Source organism: Pseudoalteromonas sp. CuT4-3 (assembly GCF_035666335.1).
GTDB classification, from domain to species: Bacteria; Pseudomonadota; Gammaproteobacteria; order Enterobacterales; family Alteromonadaceae; genus Pseudoalteromonas; species Pseudoalteromonas atlantica.
The window spans coordinates 539,330-555,951 of the sequence record NZ_CP142030.1; the positions used below are offsets into that span (position 1 = coordinate 539,330).

Below are 16,622 nucleotides of genomic sequence, written 5' to 3' on the forward strand. Positions count from 1 at the left end.
TTTGGTTGTTTTATCTTTTAATAGAGAGAGTATGATCCCAATATCGGCAACTAATAATCAGTTTGTATTGCAATCTACTTACCCTATTGCAAGTAGTGTAAGCATAGTATGTGGTATGTCTGTCTATATTAACGACCGACTAGAATGGGTAAAGCAAGCGGTTGAAAGTGTTTTAAATCAGACCTTACCAGCAGATTTGTTTATGATTGTACTTGATGGTGAAGTAGCTGACGATATAGCTATTTATTTAACTCAGGTAGAAAAAGAAAACCTTAACTTGGCACTTGTACATGGCACCACAAACAAAGGGTTAAGCGCATGTATGAACTATATTATTGACTCTACTCTACCATTAAAACCTCGGTACTTTTTTAGAATGGATGCCGACGATATTTGTGTGCCTCACCGTTTTGAAAAACAAGCGACGTTACTTGATAAGCATGATGATGTTGATGTGCTTGGCTCTGCCCTTTGGGAGGTAGATGAGCAAGGTAATAGGGCGGGAATTCGCAGGTTGCCCCTTACTCATTCTAAATTGCTGTATGCGTTTTCGCGACGTTGCCCTATTAATCATCCTACGGTGGCAATTAGGTATAGTGTATTTGCACGTGGCCATAGGTATTTGCCTAACATGCGTAATACGCAAGATTACTTTTTATGGATTGCACTGGCTGAAGATGGCTGTAAGTTTGCTAACGTAAAAGAGCCATTACTTCACTTTAGGCGCATTAATGGTTTTTATAAGCGCCGGGGTAGGGGGAAATCGGTAAATGAATTTAAAGCGAGACTTTTAGCTATGGATTCGCTTAAACAAAAGTCTTTACAAAATTATTGTTATGCGTTGTTTGTATTAATTTTACGAATGATGCCTTCATGGATTATAAAAGTTGCATATAAAGCCGACCGTTTTATATTAGGCTTAAATAAACACAATTAATTATGATTGGTGCAGTTTTAGTTGTTTATAAGCCCGATTTAGCGTTAACAGAACGCCTACTCACTCGTTTATACGGGCAAACCGAAGAAGTGGTTATTGTTGACAATAGCCCAACCCCGCATGATTTTACTAAGGTAATTAAGCATTACCATTATATTCACCTTGCTGATAACTCTGGCATAGCGCATGCGCATAATGCCGGCTTATTGTATTTATTAAAAGCAGGGTGCGAGTATGCGATTTTATTCGACCAAGACAGCTTAATACCCAGCGATATGGTGTTTAATTTAAGTAGTTTGCTTAAAGCATCTAACAAAATTAAACAAAACGTTGTAGCCATTGGCCCACGTATTAGGTGTAGTTTTTCAGATAAAAAAGTTAACTCTAAAATACAAAAAGAGGTATTTGAGTACGACGACCTAGTGGGAGTTACACAAATTATAGCCTCGGGCATGATGATAGATTTAAGTGCACTTGACCAAATAGGTTTAAAAGACGAGTCGTTGTTTATTGATGGAGTAGACCATGAGTGGTGCTGGCGGGCTCGCAGTATGGGGTTTGATATAGCCAAAGCTAAAAATGTAGAAATGGTGCATAGGCTTGGCGACTCACGTAGTAAATTTATTGGCGTAACTTATAAAGTAGGCGCACCAATTAGGCTTTATTATCAATTTAGAAATATTTTACTTTTAAGCCGCAGGCCATATGTTCCAACCTATTGGAAAGTTAGGTGTTTGTTTTTTATGCCTATAAGGCTTTTTTTAAACTCGGTAATGCAAAAAAACAGGCTTAAGCGCTTAGGGTTTATGCTTAAAGGAATTATTGATGGCGTACTTGGCCGCAAAGGGCCGTATAAGTCACATTGGAAGTGAGTGAAAGATTATAGGTTTAGATAGCAAGTGAATTTGTATTTGTAGACGCGCAGCTTGCTGCTCGGTGTTAAATTACTTGTACGCGCCTTGCTTGCTGGCGCGTTGGTTTAAAAGTGTAGATGTTTAATTTCTTGCGTGAGCAAGCTTCACGCCTACGGGTGACAACTTTGGGCAACGGGCGGCTCGGTGTTAAATTACTTGTAGGCGCCTTGCTTGCTGGCGCGTTGGTATAAAAGTGTAGATGTTTTAATTTTTTGCGTGAGCAAGCTTCACGCCTACGGGTGACAGCTTTGGGCAACGAGCAAGTCGGTGTTAAGTTTTTTGTAGGCGCCTTGCTTGCTGGCGCGTTGGTATAAAAGTATAGATGTTTTAATTTCTTGAGTGAGCAAGCTTCACGCCTACGGGTGACAGCTTTGGGCAACGGGCGGCTCGGTGTTAAATTACTTGTAGGCATCTTGCTTGCTGGCGCGTTGGTTTAAAAGTGTAGATGTTTAATTTCTTGCGTGCGCAAGCTCTACGCCTACGTTGAAAATCTGTAAACGCGAAATTTGTGGGCGTAACACGAGTAAGTAACGTTAATTGTAGTTTTGTGAGTTACATGAAATGTATACATATTGCATGCGTTGGTAATTAAACATAGACTATCTGCGCATAAGAGTTTTAAGTCGGTCATTAAAATTGACTAGCATGGATTTTGATAAATTAGGATATAAACAAACATTATGAATGAAGAAAAGTTAACTCATCTAAAGGCGCTTGAAGCCGAGTCGATTCATATTATGCGGGAAGTTGCTGCTGAGTTTGATAACCCAGTAATGCTTTACTCTGTAGGTAAAGACTCGTCGGTTTTATTGCACTTAGCACGTAAAGCGTTTTACCCAGGTAAAATTCCTTTTCCGCTAATGCATGTTGATACTAACTGGAAATTTAAAGAAATGATCCAGTTTAGAGATCAAATGGCTAAAAAGTATGGCTTTGACTTAATTGTTCATAAAAATCCTGAAGGTATTGCTATGGGTATGAGCCCATTTGTACATGGCAGTGCTAAGCATACTGATGTTATGAAAACTCAAGGCCTTAAGCAGGCGCTTGATATGAATAACTTTGATGCTGCATTTGGTGGTGCTCGCCGCGATGAAGAGAAGTCGCGTGCTAAAGAACGTGTTTATTCTTTCCGTGATAAAAACCACCGCTGGGATCCTAAGAACCAACGCCCAGAGCTGTGGAACGTTTATAATAGTAAAGTAGATAAGGGTGAGAGCATTCGTGTGTTCCCGCTTAGTAACTGGACCGAGCTAGACATTTGGCAGTACATTTACCTTGAAGGTATTGAAATTCCATCATTATATTTTGCTAAAGAGCGCCCTGTAGTTGAGCGCGATGGCACGCTTATTATGGTTGATGATGAGCGTATGGAGCTTGAAGAGGGCGAACAAGTACAAAATAAAATGGTTCGTTTTAGAACGCTTGGTTGCTACCCGCTAACGGGTGCTGTTGAGTCTGTAGCACAAACCCTTCCTGAGATAATCCAAGAGATGCTGCTTTGTACTACGTCTGAGCGTCAAGGGCGAGTAATTGATAATGACTCTGCGGGTTCTATGGAGAAGAAAAAAATGGAAGGCTACTTCTAAAGCGCTTCGGGCCTCTAGCTATGAGCTGCGAGCTGCGAGCTTAAATATGCAACTATTAGCTCTCAGTAAGTAGCCAAAAGTAATAAACAAGGATGCTTATGAGATACGAAAATTTAGAGGTTTGGCAGCGTAGTTTTCGCCTAAGTATAAAAATTTATAAAACATTTGAGCAGCTAAAAGACTTTGGCTTAAAAGATCAAATGTGTAGAGCCGGCGTTTCTGTTCCTAGCAATATTGCAGAAGGCTTTGAAAGAGAGTCCGATAAAGAAAAAGCTCGCTTTTTAGTTATAGCAAAGGGCTCTTTAGGCGAATTAAAAACGCAGTTAATGATTGCAACTGAACTAGCTTATATTTCAAAAGAAAATAGCTTGTCGATTATTAGTGAATGTGAATTAATTGGGAAAATGCTAGGTAGTCTGATTAGAACAATTAAAAGTTGCTCGTAGCTCGTAGCTCGCAACATAAACAAATTTAAGCACGTAGCTCGACGCCAGCAGCTCGTCGCTTACAGCTTATAAAGGACTTAAAATGACCGAACAAACACAACCAAACTTACTTGCTACAGATATTGAAGCTTATTTAAAAGTACACGAAAACAAAGATATGCTGCGTATTTTAACCTGCGGCAGTGTAGACGACGGTAAATCAACGTTAATTGGCAGATTACTTTACGATAGCAAAATGATCTTTGAAGATCAGATGGCTGCAATTGAAAAAGATTCAAAACGTTTTAACACTACAGATAACGATTTTGATTTATCTCTTTTAGTAGATGGTCTGCAATCTGAGCGTGAGCAAGGTATTACTATTGATGTAGCGTACCGCTATTTTGCAACGGATCAGCGTAAATTTATTATTGCCGATACACCAGGACATGAGCAATACACTCGTAATATGGCAACGGGTGCATCTACGTGTGACTTGGCGATTATTTTGATTGATGCTCGCCATGGTGTGCAGGTTCAAACTCGTCGTCATAGCTATATTTGTTCATTATTAGGTATTAAAAATGTTGTTGTAGCCATTAATAAAATGGATGCAGTAGGCTACGAGCAATCTGTTTACCAAAATATTAAAAAAGATTACCGTGAGTTTGCACAAGACCTTACATTTGATGATGTACGCTTTGTACCAATTTCGGCATTACGTGGCGATAACGTAGTAAACGAAAGCGAAGCTATGAGCTGGTATCCTGGTTCTACTTTAATGAAGCTGTTAAATACTGTACAAGTAAACCATGCTAAAAATGATGAGTTTAGATTACAGGTTCAGTACGTTAACCGTCCTAACTTAAACTTTAGAGGCTTCAGTGGTACTGTTGCTGCGGGTGACATTCGAGTAGGAGATACTGTAGCCTCTTTACCTTCAGGCAAAGAAAGTAAAGTTAAGTCTATAGTTACTTTTGATGGCGATCTTGAAAAAGCATCTGCGGGTATGGCAATTACATTAACGCTTGAAGATGAAATTGATGTAAGTCGAGGCGATATGTTGGTTCGCCCTCATCAAAAACCACACTCAGCAGATAGCTTTGAAGCAGATGTTGTATGGATGACTGAAGAAGCTTTGCATGTAGACCGTGAATACGAAATTAAAGTAGGTAGTAAGTCGGTTTATGGCTATGCTGAAACGATTAACTATAAGGTTGATGTAAATACTTTAGAGCAGCAAGAAGCATCGCAATTAAACTTGAATGAGATTGGTAATTGCCAATTTGCATTAACAGCACCTGTACAATTTGATGCTTACGATGTAAATAAACATACCGGTGCGTTTATTGTTATTGACCGTTTAACAAACGTAACTGTTGGTGCTGGTATGATACGTAAACCATTGGATGGTAAAGCTAGCAAACCTAAAAGCGAGCACTCAGCGTTTGAAGTAGAGTTTAATGCGCTAGTTCGTAAGCACTTTCCGCATTGGGATGCAAAAGTAATCCGTTAGATTACTCAGGATATAGCGGGCTTTTTACTGGCCCGCTGTTTATTTTATTAACTAAGGATAGCTAATTTAATCATGCCATTAGATGCATATCTAACGCTTTGTATTTTTGCTTTAACAATTTTAGGCTTAATTGTTTTACAAACAAGACCAGTTGCTGTTTTTGGTGCAACACTTATTGCTTTAATAGCTTGCGATTTGGTTAGTAAAGATCAGTTTTTAACGAGTATTGCTAATCCTGGGCTTGTAACGCTAATATTGCTGGTGCTTTGTTCATTAGCGCTTGAAAAAACACGTTTGTTAAGGGTTATTGCTTCTAAAACTATTGTAAATAGTTACTTTTCAACATGGTTTAGGCTATTTGGCGTAACTACGTTTTTTTCTTCTATATTAAACAATACAGCGGTAGTGGCTACGCTGCTTTCACCTATTAGAAATAATCCCCATCATTTTGCAAGTAAATTACTATTGCCTTTGTCATATGCCTCTATTTTAGGCGGAACGCTCACACTTATTGGTACCTCGACTAATTTAATAGTTAACTCTATGTATATCGAGGCGTCGGGTAAGTCGTTATCGTTTTTCTCATTTACTGCTGTGGGTGCTATTTTGGTTCTTTGCTGTGGTTTAGCTATGTTTTTATGCACCCGAATGTTACCGAGTATAGAACAAAACAAAGTGACATCTGAGGGCTACTTTATAGACGCGAAGGTATCTGCAGATTCTGAGCTTGTAGGGCGCTCTGTTGAAGTTAATGGGCTTAGGCATTTAGAGTCTTTATTTTTAGTTGAAATAGTCCGGGAGGGGAGGCTAATTAGCCCTGTTTCTCCGTCGGAGGTAATACATCCAGCTGATAGGTTAATATTTTGCGGAGACATAACTAAATTATTGCAGCTTGGGCAGTTTTCAGGATTAGAAATTTTTGCTGAAAAAAATGGCACTTTAAATAGTAATCTCACTGAGGTGGTAGTTAGGCCTGAAAGCGTTATTGTTGGACGTACGTTAAAAACTACTGGATTTAGGGCTTTATTTGACGCAGCAGTGGTTGCCATTAGACGAGACGGCGAGCAAGTATCGGGTAAGCTGGGTGATGTAGTAATTCGTTCAGGTGACTTTTTAGTTTTAGCTGTAGGTGATGACTATAAATCGAGAACAAATATAAACAAAAACTTTTTAACACTTTCGGGTGTTGAGCCCGAAAGTAGAATTAATGGCTGGCGTGCTTGGCTTTCTATTGGTGGATTTATAACTACCATTGCATTGGCTGCGGTTGACGTTTTAGATTTGTTAGAAGGTTTGGTGTTACTTCTTGGTGGCCTTTTATTTACGCGCAGTTTAACTACAAACGAAATTGTTAGACGTTTTCCTATAGATATTTGGTTGGTGGTTTCTTCAGCTATTTTGCTGTCGAACGCGCTGGTTAACTCTGGCGTGGTTGAATCGCTAGGTGGATTTATAGGTCAATTTGACGACCCTAGGTATGTATACACTGCATTTGTATTAGTTTATGTAGTAACTTGGTTAATGACTGAGTTTATAACTAATAACGCAGCAGCTGCTTTAATGTTTCCTATAGGATATACCGTTGCATTAGGTTTTGGCGTTGATGTATTACCTTTTGTTATGGCGGTAGCATTTGCCGCAAGTGGCAGCTTTATTAGCCCGTATGGATATCAAACAAATTTAATGGTGTTTAATGCAGGCAATTATAGGTTAAATGACTTTGTAAAGCTGGGGTTACCCATTAGCATTGTGTATGCACTTGTTGTATTGGTGTTTGTACCTGTGTTTTTTCCTTTTAGTGTTAGCTGAAAAAAAACATCGAGTTAATAGCTTAGCGCCTACGTTAAAAGTCGGCGTGGTGGTTAAATTTTTGTAGGCGCCTTGCTTGCTGGCGCGTTGATATAAAAGTATAGATGTTTAATTTCTTGCGTGAGCAAGCTTCACGCCTACGTTGAAAGTCGGCGTGGTGGTTAAATTTTTTGTAGGCGCCTTGCTTGCTGGCGCGTTGGTATAAAAGTGTAGATGTTTCAATTTCTTGCGTGAGCAAGCTTCACGCCTACGTTGAAAATTGGCGCGGTGGTTAAATTTACTTGTAGGCGCCTTGCTTGCTAGCGTGTTGGTATAAAAGTGTAGATTTTTCAATTTATTGCGTGAGCAAGCTCTACGTCTACACCGAAAATTACGCGGTGTTTAAATTTTTTGTAGGCGCCTTGCTTGCTGGCGCGTTGGTATAAAAGTGTAGATGTTTCAATTTCTTGCGTGAGCAAGCTTCACGCCTACGTTGAAAATTGGCGCGGTGGTTAAATTTTTTTGTAGGCGCCTTGCTTGCTGGCGCGTTGGTATAAAAGTGTAGATGTTTCAATTTCTTGCGTGAGCAAGCTTCACGCCTACGTTGAAATTGGCGCGGTGATTAAATTTTTTGTAGGCGCCTTGCTTGCTAGCGTGTTGGTATAAAAGTGTAGATGTTTCAATTTCTTGCGTGAGCAAGCTTCGCGCCTACGTTGAAAATTGGCGCGGTGATTAAATTTTTTTGTAGGCGCCTTGCTTGCTGGTGCGTTGGTATAAAAGTGTAGATTTTTCAATTTATTGCGTGAGCAAGCTTCACGCCTACGTTGAAAATTGGCGTGGTGGTTAAATTTACTTGTAGGCGCGTAGCTTACTGGCATTTAAAAGCAGCGCTTTTACATTGGTTATTACATTCTAAACCATGAGAAGCTTCGCTTCTAACGTGAGCAAACTCTAAACAATATAATATAGAGCGTTATAAGTTTCAGGCTTTAAATAATTTAAAATAAAGGTGCTTTAATGAGCCAAGATGAAAACATAGTATGGCACACACAAACTGTGTCGAGAGATCAGAAGCAACAGCACAAAGGCCATAAACCAGCACTACTTTGGTATACTGGATTAAGTGGCTCAGGGAAATCAACAGTTGCAAATGCTGTAGAGGCGAAACTATTTTCGCTAGGGTGTCATACATACTTACTTGACGGCGATAATGTCCGTATGGGTTTAAACAAAGGGCTCACTTTTAGTGATGAAGACCGCGTTGAAAATATTCGTCGTATAAGTGAAGTTGCTAAGCTGTTTGTGGACGCAGGACTTATTGTGTCTACTGCGTTTATTTCGCCATTTAAAGCTGATCGCGCTCAGGCTCGAAGTATAGTGAATGAAGGTGAATTCATAGAAGTGTTCATCGACACGCCACTAGCTATTTGTGAAAGTCGAGACCCTAAGGGACTATACAAAAAAGCGCGTGCGGGTGAGATTCCAAATTTTACAGGGATTAGCTCTTCTTTTGATGTGCCTGAAAACCCGGACATACATGTCCATACAGCAGAGCAGACCATTGAACAATGCGCAGATCAAATTGTTGATTATTTGATAAAAAATAAAATTGTAGGAACTAACAGTTAACTACTTTTGATTAGTAAATTTACCAATGGCTTTACTTTGTGTGGTAGTACTTGGCTGCTTTGTTGATAAAATAAACACGCTTTTTGTGATAGTAGACCCTATGCTTACTATCCTTAGGTTAAGAGCTGCCTTTAATTATATTGGTATACTTTTTCTATTTTGGTACTTGAGAGTATTATGAAATATGACATTTTTAACGGTGATGCCGACGGCATTATTGCTTTATTACAGCTGCAATTAGCTAACCCCACCGAGACAGTAAAGGTAACGGGTGTTAAACGCGATATTCAATTAATGCAAAAAATCACTCCTCAAGAAGGGGACTGTATTAGGGTATTGGATATTTCTATGGAAAAGAATATGCCAGCGCTTCACGATGCCTTAAGTGCTGGGGCTCGTGTTATGTATGTTGATCACCACAAAGCTGGGGATATACCTAACCATGCAAATTTATTTGCCCATATAGATTTAGATGCAAATATGTGTACAAGTTTAATTGTCAGTGATTTGCTAGATAAACAATTTCACTTATGGGCTATTACTGCCGCTTATGGTGATAACTTATTTGCTAAGGCTGATAGCGAGGCCGATAAGCTTGGATTAACTGAACTTCAAAAGTCACAGTTAAAAGCATTTGGTACTTACATAAACTATAACGGCTACGGAAGTGAAGTGGCAGATTTACATTTTGCACCTGCCGATTTATTTGAGCTGCTTATGCAGTATAAGTCACCTTTTGATGCAATAAACGATAAAAGCTCGGTTTATTATACTCTTGAGCAAGCTTATAAAGCTGATATGGAGAAAGCCGCTAATGCGCAAATACTCCATGATTGCGATACAGCTAAAGTAATATTATTAGAGGATGCTGCTTGGGCTCGTCGAGTAAGCGGCGTTTTAGGTAATGACCTTGCTAATCAGTCTCCAAATAAAGCTCACGCGGTATTTACGTTTAATAACAAAGGTAGTTACTTAGTGAGCGTTAGAGCCCCTCTTACCAATAAGCAAGGCGCTGTAGATATATGTAGTAAGTTTGATACGGGCGGTGGTCGTGCTGCCGCTGCTGGCATTAATGAGTTACCTAAAATGCAAGTTGAACGCTTTATTAAAGAGTTAGTAGAATATTACAAATAGTTAGGTCAAGAGCTGAACGATGTTGAGTTTAATTGTAGACGCGAAGCTTTTACTTTGGTTATTATATTTTAAAAAAATTTGAAGCTTCGCTTCTAACGTGAGCAAGCTTTAGTCACGCGAAATAATAGTGTTTAGCTGGAGTCAGCGTTATTATTTGCAGAACAATTAATCCACATATTATAAAGCACGTTATTAAATATATTCAGGTTGTATCTACTTTAAGGTTGCTAAGTTAAGATCAACGTATAAATTTTTATTTCAAATTAAAGGACTACCCATGAAAGCTGTTATTCCTGTTGCCGGTCTTGGCACACGCATGTTACCTATGACCAAAGCAATTCCTAAAGAAATGCTACCGATTGTAGATAAACCACTTATTCAATACATAGTGAGTGAGTGTGTAGCTGCCGGTATTAAAGACATTGTACTTGTAACGCATAGCTCTAAAAACGCCATAGAAAACCACTTTGATACCAGCTACGAGCTTGAAGCAACTTTAGAAAAGCGTGTTAAGCGTGCGCTGCTTGAAGAAGTGCGTTCTATTTGCCCTGCAGATGTAACAGTAATGAGCGTTCGCCAAGGCGAAGCTAAAGGCCTAGGACACGCTATTTTATGTGCAAAACCTATTGTTGGCGATGACGACTTTATTGTATTACTGCCAGATGTAATACTTGATGCTTATACGGCCGATCAAAAAACTGAAAACTTAGCAGCTATGATTAAGCGTTTTAATGAGACCAAAGCTAGCCAAATTATGCTAGAGCCAGTGGCACAAGAAGACGTAAGCAAATATGGTATTGCTGACATTAATGGCGTGCAATTAACACCTGGTAACAGCGCTGCAATTAAAACGATGGTAGAAAAACCTGATGCAGATGAAGCACCTTCAAACCTTGCGGTAGTTGGCCGTTATGTATTAAGTAAAAATATCTGGCCATTATTAGCTAAAACCCCCGTTGGTGCTGGTGGCGAAATACAGCTAACCGATTCTATTGATGCATTAATGACTCAAGAAACCGTTGAAGCGTTTCATATGAGCGGTCGCTCACATGACTGTGGCGATAAGCTAGGTTACTTAAAAGCAATTGTTGAATACGGCATGCGCGATACTAAGCTTGGCGACGATTTTGGCCAGTACTTAACTACACTGGTTAACGATGAGTCGACCTTGCAATCTGACAATGTTGTAAACTTATAAGTAATAATGCTTATTGGTTTAGCTTGAATTAATTACATTGTAAAAATTAAACAAACGCGGCTTTATGCCGCGTTTTTATTTGTTATACAAATGAAGTACATGAAAATGCGTTTATTGTAAATTTGTTTATTAGCTACAAACGTATGATGCTTTACTTTTGATGCTAACCTTGTATCGTTTCAATAGCTGATGTTGTGCAATTCTGATAAAATTATATTTATTAATTACCAATGAAAACATTAAGGGAATAGCATGAAAATTGCCGTGGTAGGTACAGGTTATGTAGGCCTTTCAAACGCGATGCTTTTGTCGCAACATAATGAAGTGGTTGCACTTGATATAGACGAGAAGAAGATAGCTCTTTTAAATGATAAGCAGTCACCAATTGTTGATACAGAAATTAGTGAGTTTTTGACGCGTGATGACTTAAATTTTACAGCAACTACCGACAAAGTAGCTGCTTATAAAGGTGCTGATTACGTAATTATAGCTACACCCACTGACTACGATGTTGAAAACAACTACTTTAATACCAGCTCTGTTGAAGCCGTAATTAAAGAAACAATGGCACATAACCCGGATGCGGTTATGGTGATTAAGTCGACTATTCCGGTAGGCTTTACGGCTGATATTAAGCAGCAACTTAACGCTGACAACTTAATATTTTCTCCTGAGTTTTTACGTGAAGGCAAAGCGCTTTACGATAACTTACACCCATCACGTATTGTTGTAGGTGAGCAAAGTGAGCGCGCAACTATTTTTGCAAACTTACTTAAGCAAGGTGCAATTAAGCAAGATGTTGAAGTGCTATTCACTGACTCAACGGAAGCTGAAGCTATTAAGTTATTTTCTAACACTTACCTTGCTATGCGAGTTGCTTATTTTAATGAGCTAGATAGCTACGCAGAAGCACATGGCTTAAACTCTAAGCAAATTATACAAGGTGTAGGCCTAGACCCTCGTATTGGTAACCATTACAACAACCCATCGTTTGGTTACGGTGGCTACTGTTTACCAAAAGATACCAAGCAGCTACGTGCTAATTACCAAAATGTGCCAAACAATATTATTGGCGCAATTGTAGATGCCAATACAACACGTAAAGACTTTATTGCCGACTCAATTATTAAACGTAGCCCTAAAATTGTAGGTGTTTACCGTTTAGTAATGAAAACAGGGTCTGATAACTTTAGAGCCTCTGCTATTCAAGGCATTATGAAGCGTATTAAAGCCAAAGGTATTGAGGTTGTTGTATTTGAACCTGTGCTTGAAGAAAATGAGTTTTACCACTCACGCGTAATAAAAGACTTAAGTGAGTTTAAGCAGATATCTGATGTAGTCGTTTCTAATCGTATGGTTGAGGAGCTTAGCGACATTGCAGATAAAGTGTATACACGTGACTTATTTGGTAGTGATTAATAAGTAGCGTTTAAAAAGCGTCGCCTACAGCGTTTAAAAACGGTGTAGGCTTTTTAATTAGTTAAAGCTAGCCGTAAATGCTAATTTTGAAAATGCGTCCCCATATATATCTTTACCAGTATATAATTCAACACCCCAGCTTTTAGCGCCCCACATAGGCCTGCTTAGCTTACTATTATAAGAAATTTGCATTTCATAACTTGTTTTGTAGTTGTCGCCTGCGTTTTTTAAGCCGCGAAAGGTAGTTTGTAAATACTCTTTTCGATTTAATTGCCAATTCCAATCTAAGCTTATTGCTTTTGCTGCTACGTAATCTTCGTATTCATGTTCATCTCCAGCCCAATGGCCTATTACATTGCCATGATTTCTATTGCCATCTAGGTATATACCATTTGCGTACCAAAGCGCTTGCCAATTACTATGCTCAAATCGAATGCTATGATTTTTATTAATAAATGGAATAAATAGGCCGAAGCTGTAAGCGTTATTTCTACCGCCGCCACCACCTAAAGTATCCTCAAGGGCTACCTCTGCATAAAGTTCATAGGCTAGGTTATTTAATGTATTTGAATAGCTAAAAGCGACTGCACCCAATTGGTCACCTAATTCAAAGTTAGCGTCGTCAGTATCGTCTTCGCCTACATTATCTTTACTACCAGGACTGAAAAAACCCTCGGCGAAATCTTTTAAAGTTACGCTACGCGGGCCTCCGCCAAACTGCATTAGGCGGCTTAAACTTATCGTTAAATTGTCAGTGACAGAAAAGCTGGTGTGTAAGCCAAATAAGTAAGGTTTACCAGGCTCGTACTCTCGGTCCTCTGGATTTTCGACCCTTTGGTTTTTTAAAATCCCTCTTTGCTCTGTCATTTGGCTAATGAACATGTCGTAGCGTATCTTAAAATCTGTAATTGGTTCGACATTACTTAAAGTTATAGATGGAGTTGTTTCGGCTTGGGTGCTTAGTAACATAGCGCTACTGTTAAAAGGAGAGTACCAGTGTTCGCGATAGCCAATATCTAGCTGAGCGTATTTAAACCCCATATAAACGATGCTTTGGGTTGGGATAATTCCATCTTCATTTATAATCCCTACGGCGCTTGCACCGAAGTAGTCGCCCAAACTTAAATTAGCGCCACCTTCGATAATTAAATTTGTTTTTGTGGTCTGCCCTCGTTGATTAGGCAAGTTTTTATTGTTTGTTCCTACAGATGCTGTGCCTTTAACAAAAGTAAGCGCCCCTGCTTGAATGTACGGATTTATTTGGTAAGTAAGTGTGTGGTATAGATTAGGGTGTGTGAATCTAATTTTTTGCAGTACGTTGTAAATATCGTGAGCTTTATAGGGCTTACTCATTAAGTGGGTGTTTTTACTTACAGCTAAAAGGCGTTGAATATTATGCTCAAGTTCGGGAACTTGATTTAAAGGTAAATAAGGTGAAACTCCGCCTTTAGCCATTACGTTTGCACTGATTGCCATCCCGACAAGTAGCGATATTTTTTTTAGCATAATTATTCCGTTAGCAAAAAATTGTTTAAGTAAAAACGTTAATGCGAGGTTAGCAATTAATTCAGAAGTAAGGAAGGAAGGGAGCAAATAAAGGTATAAAAATTACATTAAGCCTCTACTACCAAGCAATAGAAGTAGTATAAGAGGCTATATGAAAGTTAAGCAAAAATTATTTATGTAAATGAGAACACTTACAGATATTGAGTTAGGTGTATTTCATCAAGTATAATAAGTAAGTAGTTTGTCATGACCTATTGCTTGTAGTCTTATATAATAAACCTTTGGTGCTGTTAAATGATCTATTGATAAGCTTGAATGAACTTTACAAGTGAATGAGTATATAATTTTTCAATAAATCACAAAAAGATAGTAATTGGGTCATAAAGTATAAACTGCAGGTAAGGTAGAGGAATTAATGGCAGAAGTAGCTAGACAGACAAGTAAATTTTCGAGACGTTTCTCGGTTGCACCCATGCTTGATTGGACTGATCGTCATTGTCGCACTTTTCATCGTAAGATGAGTAAGCACGCTGTTTTATACACTGAGATGATCACCACGGGGGCGATTTTATTTGGTCGCGGCGATTACCTACACTTTAATCAGCACGAGGGGCCGGTTGCTTTGCAGCTGGGGGGTTCTGATCCCGAGGCGCTAGCAAAGTGTGCAAAGCTTGCGGGTGAGCGCGGTTACGATGAGATTAATTTAAATGTAGGCTGCCCTTCAGATAGAGTACAAAACGGGCGCTTTGGTGCATGCCTAATGGCCGAGCCTGAGCTGGTTGCACAGTGTGTTGCGGCAATGAAAAGCGAAGTTAGTATTCCTGTTACGGTAAAAACACGCATCGGTATTGATGAGCAAGACTCGTATGAGTTTTTATGCGCATTAATTGAAGCCAGCCATAAAGTTGGCTGTGATGACTTTATTATTCATGCCCGTAAAGCGTGGTTAAATGGTTTAAGCCCTAAAGAAAATCGTGAAGTACCGCCTCTTGATTACCCACGCGTTTACCAACTAAAAAAAGACTACCCACAGCTCGACTTAAGCATTAATGGCGGCGTTAAAACAATTGAAGAAAGCCTAGCGCACCTAGCGCATATAGACGGCGTTATGATTGGTCGCGAAGCATATAGTAATCCATTTATACTTAATGAGGTGGATGAAAAGATTTACGGTGAGGTGGCAAATACTCAGACTCGTCACGATGTGGTGCGCGCTATGTATGATTACATAGAAGAAGAAATGCGTTTAGGTGCTAACTTTTGGCATATAGCACGCCATATGCTGGGCATTTTTCAGGGGCAGCCAGGGGCGCGCGGATTTAGACGTCACCTTTCAGAAAACGGTCACGGTAAACAGGCTGATTTGTCGGTAATGGATAAAGCATTAAGTTTTGTGCCTGAGTAATACTAAAGCGCTGAATAGTTATAAAAAACCACTTTATAAAGTGGTTTTTTTATAACTAAAATTTAGTCAAAATATAAATAAATTAGTGATTTTAGCTTATTAGTATTCAGTTTTTAGTCAGTTTTAAATAACGTGTTAGTTATCTAACTAATTGAATTTAAATGTTTATAAATAACTTTTTGTTACTTGGCATAACTCTTGGAGTCATGTTGTTGTTATCAATTAAAAACAACAGGACAAAACAATGAGTATATTTAATCGTGTAAATGATGTTATCCAATCCAATATTGCTGCCATGCTGGATAAAGCAGAAGAGCCAGAAAAACTCCTCAACCTTATGCTAAGTGAAATGCAAGAAGCGCTTAACGAATGTAGAAGCACGGCCGCAGCCTTGCTGTGCGAAGAAAAAACGCTTAAACGCCAAATTGCACAAAAACAAAAAGACTTAACTTTGTGGCAAACAAAAGCTGAGCTGGCAGTTGCTAAAAACCGTGACGATTTAGCCAAGTCTGCGTTAGTAGAAAAACAGCGAGTAGATGAGCAAATTGCAGCAAAAAACACTCAGCTAAATACTCTAAAAGAGTCGATAGAGAAAATTACGGCAGATTGTGAGCGTTTACAGCAAAAAATGGCGCAAGCTAAAAGCAAACAAGCTCAATTAATAAAACGCCACGATATTGTTGCTGCACGTGAAAAAGTGAACATGCAATTACACAGTGACAAGGTCGTAAATGCTTTGTCTCGCTTTGAAATGATAGAGCAAAAAGTGGAAGGCATAGAAGCACAGGTTGATGCTTATGAACTTACAAATACAGCGCAATCAACTGCTGAGCAAATTGAGTCTTTAGTAAAAAATGAAAAAATAGATGCAGAGCTGGCTCGTTTAAAAGCCAGTGTTAAGCAAAGTAATACCAATACAACTGCGCCAAGCGCTTGAGGAGTAGAGTATGAATAACTTTAAAACACAGCGTGGTTGGTACAAAGATTCACTGAATAAAAAAATATCGGGCGTATGCAGTGGGTTAGCGCGTCGCCTTGATTTTCCAGTGTGGTCAACACGCTTAGTAACTATTTTATTATTTATAAGTTTTCCGTTTGCAGTAGCGCTTGGTTATTTGATTGCTCACTGCCGCCTTGAAGAGCGTGCGTATTAGGAGAGGGA

16 protein-coding genes are annotated in these 16,622 nt (G+C 39.0%); 13 read left to right on the forward strand and 3 right to left on the reverse strand.

What is annotated here, in order from left to right; all coding sequences use genetic code 11:
• Positions 1–31 precede the first annotated feature (31 nt).
• The 6 genes from VOI46_RS02350 (at position 32) to VOI46_RS02375 (ending at position 7,190) form a co-directional block, all read left to right on the forward strand.
• Positions 32–937, forward strand: coding sequence for a glycosyltransferase (locus tag VOI46_RS02350; RefSeq protein WP_324738167.1), 906 nt, complete (start codon positions 32–34; stop codon positions 935–937).
• 2 nt (positions 938–939) lie between these two features.
• Positions 940–1,809: a glycosyltransferase family 2 protein gene (locus VOI46_RS02355; RefSeq protein WP_324738168.1), complete on the forward strand. Its 870-nt coding sequence runs from the start codon at positions 940–942 to the stop codon at positions 1,807–1,809.
• 722 nt (positions 1,810–2,531) lie between these two features.
• The gene (cysD, locus tag VOI46_RS02360) at positions 2,532–3,440 is read left to right on the forward strand and encodes a sulfate adenylyltransferase subunit CysD (protein WP_004585832.1); all 909 of its coding nucleotides are present in this window, start codon (positions 2,532–2,534) and stop codon (positions 3,438–3,440) included.
• Between the two features lie 98 nt (positions 3,441–3,538).
• Entirely contained in the window at positions 3,539–3,886 is a 348-nt protein-coding gene (locus VOI46_RS02365) for a four helix bundle protein (RefSeq protein ID WP_029773231.1), read from the forward strand.
• 82 nt (positions 3,887–3,968) lie between these two features.
• Positions 3,969–5,381, forward strand: coding sequence for a sulfate adenylyltransferase subunit CysN (cysN, locus tag VOI46_RS02370; RefSeq protein ID WP_004585834.1), 1,413 nt, complete (start codon positions 3,969–3,971; stop codon positions 5,379–5,381).
• A 72-nt stretch (positions 5,382–5,453) separates the two neighbouring features.
• Positions 5,454–7,190 carry an SLC13 family permease gene (locus tag VOI46_RS02375; RefSeq protein WP_324738169.1) on the forward strand — a complete coding sequence of 579 codons (1,737 nt, stop codon included), beginning with the start codon at positions 5,454–5,456 and terminating at the stop codon, positions 7,188–7,190.
• Between the two features lie 34 nt (positions 7,191–7,224).
• On the opposite strand, the gene VOI46_RS02380 is transcribed toward VOI46_RS02375, so the two are convergent.
• Both VOI46_RS02380 and VOI46_RS02385 read right to left on the reverse strand, forming a co-directional pair.
• Positions 7,225–7,428, reverse strand: a complete 204-nt coding sequence (locus VOI46_RS02380; RefSeq protein ID WP_324738170.1) for a hypothetical protein — start codon at positions 7,426–7,428, stop codon at positions 7,225–7,227.
• A gap of 91 nt (positions 7,429–7,519) precedes the next feature.
• The gene (locus VOI46_RS02385) at positions 7,520–7,648 is read right to left on the reverse strand and encodes a hypothetical protein (RefSeq protein WP_269745348.1); all 129 of its coding nucleotides are present in this window, start codon (positions 7,646–7,648) and stop codon (positions 7,520–7,522) included.
• A 538-nt stretch (positions 7,649–8,186) separates the two neighbouring features.
• Between VOI46_RS02385 and cysC the strand changes: the two genes are divergently transcribed.
• From cysC to VOI46_RS02405, 4 genes are all read left to right on the forward strand, one after another.
• Positions 8,187–8,798 carry an adenylyl-sulfate kinase gene (gene cysC, locus VOI46_RS02390; protein ID WP_004585837.1) on the forward strand — a complete coding sequence of 204 codons (612 nt, stop codon included), beginning with the start codon at positions 8,187–8,189 and terminating at the stop codon, positions 8,796–8,798.
• Positions 8,799–8,975: 177 nt separating this feature from the next.
• A complete protein-coding gene (locus tag VOI46_RS02395; protein WP_004585838.1) occupies positions 8,976–9,932 on the forward strand; it encodes a DHHA1 domain-containing protein in 957 nt (318 codons plus the stop codon).
• A gap of 277 nt (positions 9,933–10,209) precedes the next feature.
• Complete coding sequence (gene galU, locus VOI46_RS02400) at positions 10,210–11,130, forward strand: UTP--glucose-1-phosphate uridylyltransferase GalU (RefSeq protein ID WP_004585839.1); 921 nt, start codon at positions 10,210–10,212, stop codon at positions 11,128–11,130.
• A gap of 252 nt (positions 11,131–11,382) precedes the next feature.
• Positions 11,383–12,549: a nucleotide sugar dehydrogenase gene (locus VOI46_RS02405; RefSeq protein ID WP_004585840.1), complete on the forward strand. Its 1,167-nt coding sequence runs from the start codon at positions 11,383–11,385 to the stop codon at positions 12,547–12,549.
• A gap of 57 nt (positions 12,550–12,606) precedes the next feature.
• Here VOI46_RS02405 and VOI46_RS02410 read toward each other — a convergent pair whose 3' ends face one another.
• Positions 12,607–14,055 carry a capsule assembly Wzi family protein gene (locus VOI46_RS02410; protein ID WP_004585841.1) on the reverse strand — a complete coding sequence of 483 codons (1,449 nt, stop codon included), beginning with the start codon at positions 14,053–14,055 and terminating at the stop codon, positions 12,607–12,609.
• 415 nt (positions 14,056–14,470) lie between these two features.
• Between VOI46_RS02410 and dusA the strand changes: the two genes are divergently transcribed.
• From dusA to VOI46_RS02425, 3 genes are all read left to right on the forward strand, one after another.
• Positions 14,471–15,460, forward strand: a complete 990-nt coding sequence (dusA, locus tag VOI46_RS02415; protein ID WP_004585842.1) for a tRNA dihydrouridine(20/20a) synthase DusA — start codon at positions 14,471–14,473, stop codon at positions 15,458–15,460.
• A 244-nt stretch (positions 15,461–15,704) separates the two neighbouring features.
• Positions 15,705–16,397 (forward strand): PspA/IM30 family protein, encoded by a 693-nt coding sequence (locus tag VOI46_RS02420; RefSeq protein WP_004585843.1) that lies wholly within the window; start codon positions 15,705–15,707, stop codon positions 16,395–16,397.
• Positions 16,398–16,407: 10 nt separating this feature from the next.
• Positions 16,408–16,614, forward strand: coding sequence for a PspC domain-containing protein (locus VOI46_RS02425; protein WP_004585844.1), 207 nt, complete (start codon positions 16,408–16,410; stop codon positions 16,612–16,614).
• Positions 16,615–16,622 lie beyond the last annotated feature (8 nt).

Bases quoted from the DNA above. Each gene is read 5' to 3' on its own strand.
- cysD (WP_004585832.1), top strand. From the start codon at position 2,532: ATGAATGAAGAAAAGTTAACTCATCTAAAGGCGCTTGAAGCCGAGTCG.
- VOI46_RS02420 (WP_004585843.1), top strand. From the start codon at position 15,705: ATGAGTATATTTAATCGTGTAAATGATGTTATCCAATCCAATATTGCT.
- cysN (WP_004585834.1), top strand. From the start codon at position 3,969: ATGACCGAACAAACACAACCAAACTTACTTGCTACAGATATTGAAGCT.
- galU (WP_004585839.1), top strand. From the start codon at position 10,210: ATGAAAGCTGTTATTCCTGTTGCCGGTCTTGGCACACGCATGTTACCT.
- VOI46_RS02425 (WP_004585844.1), top strand. From the start codon at position 16,408: ATGAATAACTTTAAAACACAGCGTGGTTGGTACAAAGATTCACTGAAT.
- VOI46_RS02405 (WP_004585840.1), top strand. From the start codon at position 11,383: ATGAAAATTGCCGTGGTAGGTACAGGTTATGTAGGCCTTTCAAACGCG.
- VOI46_RS02365 (WP_029773231.1), top strand. From the start codon at position 3,539: ATGAGATACGAAAATTTAGAGGTTTGGCAGCGTAGTTTTCGCCTAAGT.
- cysC (WP_004585837.1), top strand. From the start codon at position 8,187: ATGAGCCAAGATGAAAACATAGTATGGCACACACAAACTGTGTCGAGA.
- VOI46_RS02355 (WP_324738168.1), top strand. From the start codon at position 940: ATGATTGGTGCAGTTTTAGTTGTTTATAAGCCCGATTTAGCGTTAACA.
- VOI46_RS02350 (WP_324738167.1), top strand. From the start codon at position 32: ATGATCCCAATATCGGCAACTAATAATCAGTTTGTATTGCAATCTACT.
- VOI46_RS02375 (WP_324738169.1), top strand. From the start codon at position 5,454: ATGCCATTAGATGCATATCTAACGCTTTGTATTTTTGCTTTAACAATT.
- dusA (WP_004585842.1), top strand. From the start codon at position 14,471: ATGGCAGAAGTAGCTAGACAGACAAGTAAATTTTCGAGACGTTTCTCG.
- VOI46_RS02410 (WP_004585841.1), bottom strand. From the start codon at position 14,055: ATGCTAAAAAAAATATCGCTACTTGTCGGGATGGCAATCAGTGCAAAC.
- VOI46_RS02395 (WP_004585838.1), top strand. From the start codon at position 8,976: ATGAAATATGACATTTTTAACGGTGATGCCGACGGCATTATTGCTTTA.